Below are 5,680 nucleotides of genomic sequence, written 5' to 3'. Positions count from 1 at the left end.
ATGAGCGTTGCACGTCCCTAGAGGCGGAAGAATTCTTAAAAGCCAAAAAACAGTTTTCCTCTTGGGATAAGGGAGCGATCGATCGGGAAGCGGCGGCGATTATTTTACAACAATGGCTCGATCGCCGACGGCGAGTTAATAATTCAGGAGACGGGAGACAGGAGACAAACTAATAAATACTCTTGCCTCTTGCCTTTCCTAACTGATAACCGATAACTGATAACTGAATTTAGATAGACACTTCGCTTAATTCGCGAGTGAGATGATCAAAGGGTTCAGCGATCAAAGAGGTGTCGGCAATACCCGCCTCAGCAGCCATGGTTTGAATCATTTCGCTCATGATTTGGATACCGCGCACCGTCGGACCGATGGGGACACCGAGGGAATTATAGGTTTCCCGCAGTCCTTGCAGTACCCGCTCATCTAGAACATTAGTATCAGCAGCTACTAGGGCATAACTGGCATAGCGGAGATAGTAATCCATATCCCGCAGACAGGCAGAATAACGACGGGTGGTGTAGGCATTACCCCCGGCGCGGATCAATTCGGGAACTTCTTCAAATAGACGAATCGCTGCCCCACGCACGAGCGCCGCCGAATTAGCGTTAATTAGGGCGGCGGCAGCTAGACGGGCAGTTCCCGAGGCAAAATATTGTTTAAGATTATCGATCGCATCTCGATCGAGATAACGTCCGGTGACATCGTATTTTCTAATCAGGCTAGTTACCGCGTCTCGCATTATTAAGTTTCTCCCAACAGCAATAAAGACATTTTTGAGTTTCACTTCATTTATAATCTCACAGGGTTGAACTTCGGGGGATATCCCTAGTCCAACTCTCTTGCTTGTCTAACAATTTGTTGTTTTTTTGAGACATTTCTTTACATTTAAGGCATTGGCTGGACTTGCTCTGGGTGGCGGAATTATCCCTTATTAGTCGAGTTGGTGGACGAAGCGCTCAAAATGACGAGATTATCCCGATGAATAATGGTTTCTGCGGCCCTATAACCCAATAAACTGGCAATACGCTCGGAATGTTGACCTTTAACTCGATCGATCTCCTCACTACTATAATTAACAATTCCCCGGGCCAATTCCTGGCCTTCTTGATCGCACAATTGCACCGATTCCGAGGCGCTAAATTCCCCCTCCACTTTGGTGATTCCGGCCGCGAGGAGGGATTTTCCCCCCTGACAAATGGCTTGAATCGCCCCAGCATCGAGATAGATTTGACCCATGGGCATTAGTCCGTAGGCGATCCAGCGTTTGCGGGCGTTATCACTGCGTTTTTGTGCCTCAAAACGGGTTCCAATCGCCTCTCCTGCCATAATTTTTAAGATATTGCTGGGCTGCCGTCCCCTAGTAATCGCCATTTCTACCCCGGCGCTGGTGGCAATCCGGGCCGCGGCCAATTTAGTCGCCATACCCCCGGTCCCCCACTGACTGCCACTACTACCGGCATCGATCGATAGTTGCGCTAATTCTGCGGGACTAACTCGGGCAATGGCCGCAGCTTCGGGAAATAGCCGCGGATCGGCACTGTAGAGGCGATCCACATCGGTGAGGATAAATAACCAGTCAGCCTCGATTAAACTGGCTACAAGGGCTGATAAAGTGTCATTATCGCCGAATTTTAACTCATCGATCGCCACCGTATCATTTTCGTTGACGATGGCAATTACCCCTAATTCAAACAAAGCCTGAAAAGTATTATAGGCGTTGACATAACAGGTGCGTTCCATCAATTCGGGACGGGTCAGCAAAATTTGGGCGATCGGTTGACCAAGACTGGTAAAGAGGTCATCATAGATCCGCATCAGACGACCTTGACCGACGGCTGCGATCGCTTGTTTGAGGGCGATTTTTTTCGGTCTTTCCTGTATTCCCAGACGACGGCAGCCCACCCCCACGGCCCCGGAAGATACTAATACCACCCGATGACCGGCAGCGCGCAACCGGGTGAGGACTTCCACTAAAGCGGCGATCGTGGAGAGGGATAATTGGCCGGTTTCATTATCGGTCAAACTGGAAGTACCGATTTTGATCACTATGGTTTGGTTCATCGTCAAGGCGCTTTTTTTGGAGGTTTTGCTAAGTAGGTAGGCGTTAAAAATTATCAGACACCCCCGTTATCAAGGGTAGGGTTGATTCATGAATCAACCCTACCTTATTAAGGGGGGCAGGGGGGATCGAACCTAAAATCGATTTTTAATTTAATTATAACCAGCTACTTAGATAGCCAAAGCTTTGATGGCAACTTTAATTAAAGTATAAAAACGGGGTTCAGTCACGTTGACTTCTCTAGCTTGTTGTCGATTTTTGCCTAATAAACCAATGCGCTGCCCTTTCTGCACGACTAAAATATCGCCCTGTTCATTTTTGATGCGAATCTCGTTTACATCACCCCAAAAACTACATTGATACATTTTATCTGCGTGCATAAAAATTGCTTTTTTAATATTATCATTTTCTTGGGGTAATCGCACTCCCACTAATTCAATTTCTATGGTTGTATTACCATTCCAAGTATTTTCTTTGAGTTTATAGGCAATATCTAAACGAGTTGGTAAAGGACAATATTCGCCCCAACGCCAAGCTAGGGCTTGAATTCTGGTATCATCCCTTTGAGCCAGCAATAATTTTAAATGATTTTTTCCGATAGTTTTCTGTTCTACTATTCGCACGTTAGGAGTCCAAAAAACGGGTAATTCATTGCCAATTCCCCAGGGTTGCAAACTATCAATTTGTTGAAAAAGTTGCAGGTTTATTTGTTTAAAGTCTAGGATAGTGTCAACTTTAATTAAAGGTTTTAATTGTTCTATTTGTAAAATTTTGTGAGAAAATTGACTTAATCTTTGTTTAAATGCTAGTAAATTAGCTGTGGGTAAACTAAAACCCCCCGCCATTTTATGACCGCCAAATTTTCCTAGTAAATCTTGGCAAAATTGCAGGGCTTCAAAAACGTGAAATTCTTCAATTCCTCTGGCAGAACCGCGAATTTTACCTGGCTCTTCTTCCTCGTAAGTACCAATAAAAACCGGCACTCCGTAGCGTTCCACTAAACGGGAAGCTACAATACCAATTACCCCATGATGCCAATCTTTTTCGACTAAAACTAAAACTCGATCTTTTTGCCAAAGAATCGGAGTTTCTTCCACTAATTTAATCGCTTCTTCTTCAATTTTTTCGCACAATTCTTGACGGGTACGATTAATTTGTTCGCACTGCATCGCTCTTTCTAAGGCAATTCCGGCATCATCGGTGGTTAATAATTCAATAACTATCTGGGGATCACCAATTCTACCAATGGCATTAATTCTCGGCCCCAATTTAAACCCAATATCATCCGGTTGTAATTGCTTTTGTTCCTCGCTAATTCCCGCTATTTGCATCAGGGATTGAATGCCGACTAATTGGGATTTGGGTAATTTTCTTAAACCCCGTTTTAACCAGCGACGATTTACCCCGATTAATGGGGCTAAATCTGCTATAGTGCCTAGGGTAAATAATGCTAATAATGACTCGGTTAATCCCTGTAATTTACCCATTTTTTGGGCAGTTGTCACCGCTAAAATATAGGCGACTCCCACCCCCGCTAATCCCTGATAGGGAGAGTTCGGGGTTAATAATTTTGGGTTGAGAATAGCGGAGGCATTTGGTAAAATTGGCGGCAGATCGTGATGATCGGTGATAATAACTTTTAATCCTAATTCTATCGCTAGGGCGATCGGTTCGTGAGCGGAAATACCATTATCAACGGTGAGAATCAATCCGACTCCCGACTCGGCAAATTCTTCGACAATGCGCTGATTAATTCCGTATCCCTCTTTCATGCGACTGGGTATGGCATGATTTACCCTAGCGCCGAGATGTCTCAAGGCTCTTAACAGTAAAGATGTACTGGTCATGCCATCGGCATCGTAGTCCCCACAGATAGCAATTTTATCGCCTCTGGCGATCGCTTTTACTAATAAATTGACACTTTTTTCTAAGTCGGGAAATTCCCCCAGGGGAGAGGGTAAGGTATCCGCTTCAGGATCTATATAAGTTTTAGCTAATTCGGGGGTATCAATACCGCGATTAATTAAGATAGTTGCTAATAAGGATGATAGTCCCATTTCTCGCGCTAACCCCTCGATTTTTTCGGGATTAGTCGCGGCAATATACCAGCGTTGGATGGGATATTTGTAGGTCATTTTTTGTTAAGGAAAAAGGTAGGGTGCGTTACGCTGCCCTAACGCACCAAAAATAAGGTTAAAAGCGGATTTGGATGGCCCCAGCAGGAGGTTGAAAGGGGAGATTATTATTATTAATTCTCAGGGGAGAACCAGGTATTACCTGCACATTTGGGGTGGTGGGTTGACTTTCGTTGGTACTCAGTAAAGTCAATTGATTAATACTAGGATTAATCGCAAATTGTTGGGTAATGACTCCCGACGGACAACAGGAAGGATCCCGGGGGAGAAATCTTCTCATGTTGACGGTAATCATACCATCTTTAGCGCTCAGATTATCGACAATTACTCGATCGGCTAACAGGACAGTATCGGTGTTAGTGGCAGTACCGTTATTATCGATCACTAGGGCTAAATAATGTAATTGCTGTTGATTTCTAGTAATCACTCTTAACACGACAATACCATCAGTCCTTTGATCATTATTATAGTCCCCCATCAAGGCTTCTCGGCTGACTTGCACTCCTAAAATTGGTCCTTCGTTAGATTGAAAAATACCATCACTGAGAATTACGGAACCCCGATTAGGAATGTTATAGACGGTATTTCTTAAATTATCGACGCTCAGGGGTGTAGATTGGGCAAGTAAGGGCAGAGAATTATTTAATAGTAAACTGATACCCAGGAGAATAGATTGAGGCAAAATTGCTAATTTAATCATGGTTGTAATGGATTGGGTATATTTTCTTGAGTATCGAATAACCGCACGTTATTAATGGTACAAACCATCCCCTGTTGTGCTGCTAATTGCTCTCGCCATTGGCTTAATTGTTGTTGACCATTACTACCATTTAACCAGTAAACTGTCAAGAGGCCGAGGGTTTGTTCTGGTTCACAGGAAAAGCTGAGAGTTTGAGCGGGTATATCGGCATTTCCTTCACCACATTGCCAACCTTGTTTTTCAATTAATTCTTTCCAACCTTGCACTTCTTTAGCAGCCACGGCAATGCGTTGATCTCCTTGGTTACAAAGCCAATTTTTCTGCTGGGTGGGATTATTCGGTAGATCACCAAGATTGGGCGAATTTTGCTTAATTGGGGGCAGCGAGGGAACTTGAGCATGAACGGAAAAAATCGGTAGTATTAACCAAGTACCGATGAGCATTTTTAACAGTTTCATCCTTTAAAATTGTGATATTTAGGGATTTATGCCTTTAGAATATCACGTTTTTGAGGTATGGATAAAATACTCTCTTAAGATATGTTTAAATCTCTAATGATGGTTTCGATCGCATCAAAGGAAAATTCTCTGGCTAACTGTTGTAAACCTTGGGCAAGGGTAGCATAATCGGGGGGAATTTCTGCGGTTAGGGCGATAATTTTTTCATCATCACATTCTCGCGCCGCTTGTTGCAATTGTCCAATCCAAGCGGGACTAATTAATTTTAATAGGGATTGCAGGGAATCGAGGAAAACTGGCGAATAATTGGGCTGATTTGGCTCACTAT

At 43.8% G+C, this 5,680-nt stretch carries 6 protein-coding genes and 1 pseudogene; 1 reads left to right on the top strand and 6 read right to left on the bottom strand.

Features of this window, described 5'->3' with window-relative positions:
• The coding region (ruvX, locus tag PX484_RS15890) for a Holliday junction resolvase RuvX (RefSeq protein ID WP_288104689.1) at positions 1 to 173 on the top strand (173 nt) is incomplete at its 5' end.
• 56 nt (positions 174 to 229) lie between these two features.
• On the opposite strand, the gene apcB is transcribed toward ruvX, so the two are convergent.
• The 6 genes and pseudogenes from apcB to PX484_RS15860 form a co-directional block, all read right to left on the bottom strand.
• The gene (gene apcB / locus PX484_RS15885; RefSeq protein ID WP_502845977.1) at positions 230 to 739 is read right to left on the bottom strand and encodes an allophycocyanin subunit beta; all 510 of its coding nucleotides are present in this window, start codon (positions 737 to 739) and stop codon (positions 230 to 232) included.
• 182 nt (positions 740 to 921) lie between these two features.
• A complete protein-coding gene (gene proB / locus PX484_RS15880) occupies positions 922 to 2,061 on the bottom strand; it encodes a glutamate 5-kinase (protein WP_287767202.1) in 1,140 nt (379 codons plus the stop codon).
• 168 nt (positions 2,062 to 2,229) lie between these two features.
• Positions 2,230 to 4,194: a single-stranded-DNA-specific exonuclease RecJ gene (gene recJ, locus PX484_RS15875; protein ID WP_287767204.1), complete on the bottom strand. Its 1,965-nt coding sequence runs from the start codon at positions 4,192 to 4,194 to the stop codon at positions 2,230 to 2,232.
• 58 nt (positions 4,195 to 4,252) lie between these two features.
• Positions 4,253 to 4,894, bottom strand: a complete 642-nt coding sequence (locus tag PX484_RS15870) for a hypothetical protein (protein WP_287767206.1) — start codon at positions 4,892 to 4,894, stop codon at positions 4,253 to 4,255.
• Positions 4,891 to 5,352, bottom strand: coding sequence for a hypothetical protein (locus PX484_RS15865; RefSeq protein WP_287671142.1), 462 nt, complete (start codon positions 5,350 to 5,352; stop codon positions 4,891 to 4,893). The genes PX484_RS15870 and PX484_RS15865 overlap by 4 nt, the downstream gene beginning before the upstream one ends.
• 74 nt (positions 5,353 to 5,426) lie before the next feature.
• Positions 5,427 to 5,680: pseudogene (locus PX484_RS15860) on the bottom strand (ATP-binding protein); the annotation flags it as partial.

Origin of the sequence: Microcystis sp. M49636_WE2, assembly GCF_030065375.1 — a bacterium.
GTDB lineage: Bacteria > Cyanobacteriota > Cyanobacteriia > Cyanobacteriales > Microcystaceae > Microcystis > Microcystis aeruginosa_C.
The sequence above is the reverse complement of the archived record's forward strand: the minus strand, read 5'-3'. Positions and strand labels throughout refer to the sequence as shown.

Excerpts from the sequence above, each read along its gene's own strand:
- apcB (WP_502845977.1), bottom strand. The coding sequence starts at position 739 with ATGCGAGACGCGGTAACTAGCCTGATTAGAAAATACGATGTCACCGGA.
- PX484_RS15870 (WP_287767206.1), bottom strand. The coding sequence starts at position 4,894 with ATGATTAAATTAGCAATTTTGCCTCAATCTATTCTCCTGGGTATCAGT.
- recJ (WP_287767204.1), bottom strand. The coding sequence starts at position 4,194 with ATGACCTACAAATATCCCATCCAACGCTGGTATATTGCCGCGACTAAT.
- PX484_RS15865 (WP_287671142.1), bottom strand. The coding sequence starts at position 5,352 with ATGAAACTGTTAAAAATGCTCATCGGTACTTGGTTAATACTACCGATT.
- proB (WP_287767202.1), bottom strand. The coding sequence starts at position 2,061 with ATGAACCAAACCATAGTGATCAAAATCGGTACTTCCAGTTTGACCGAT.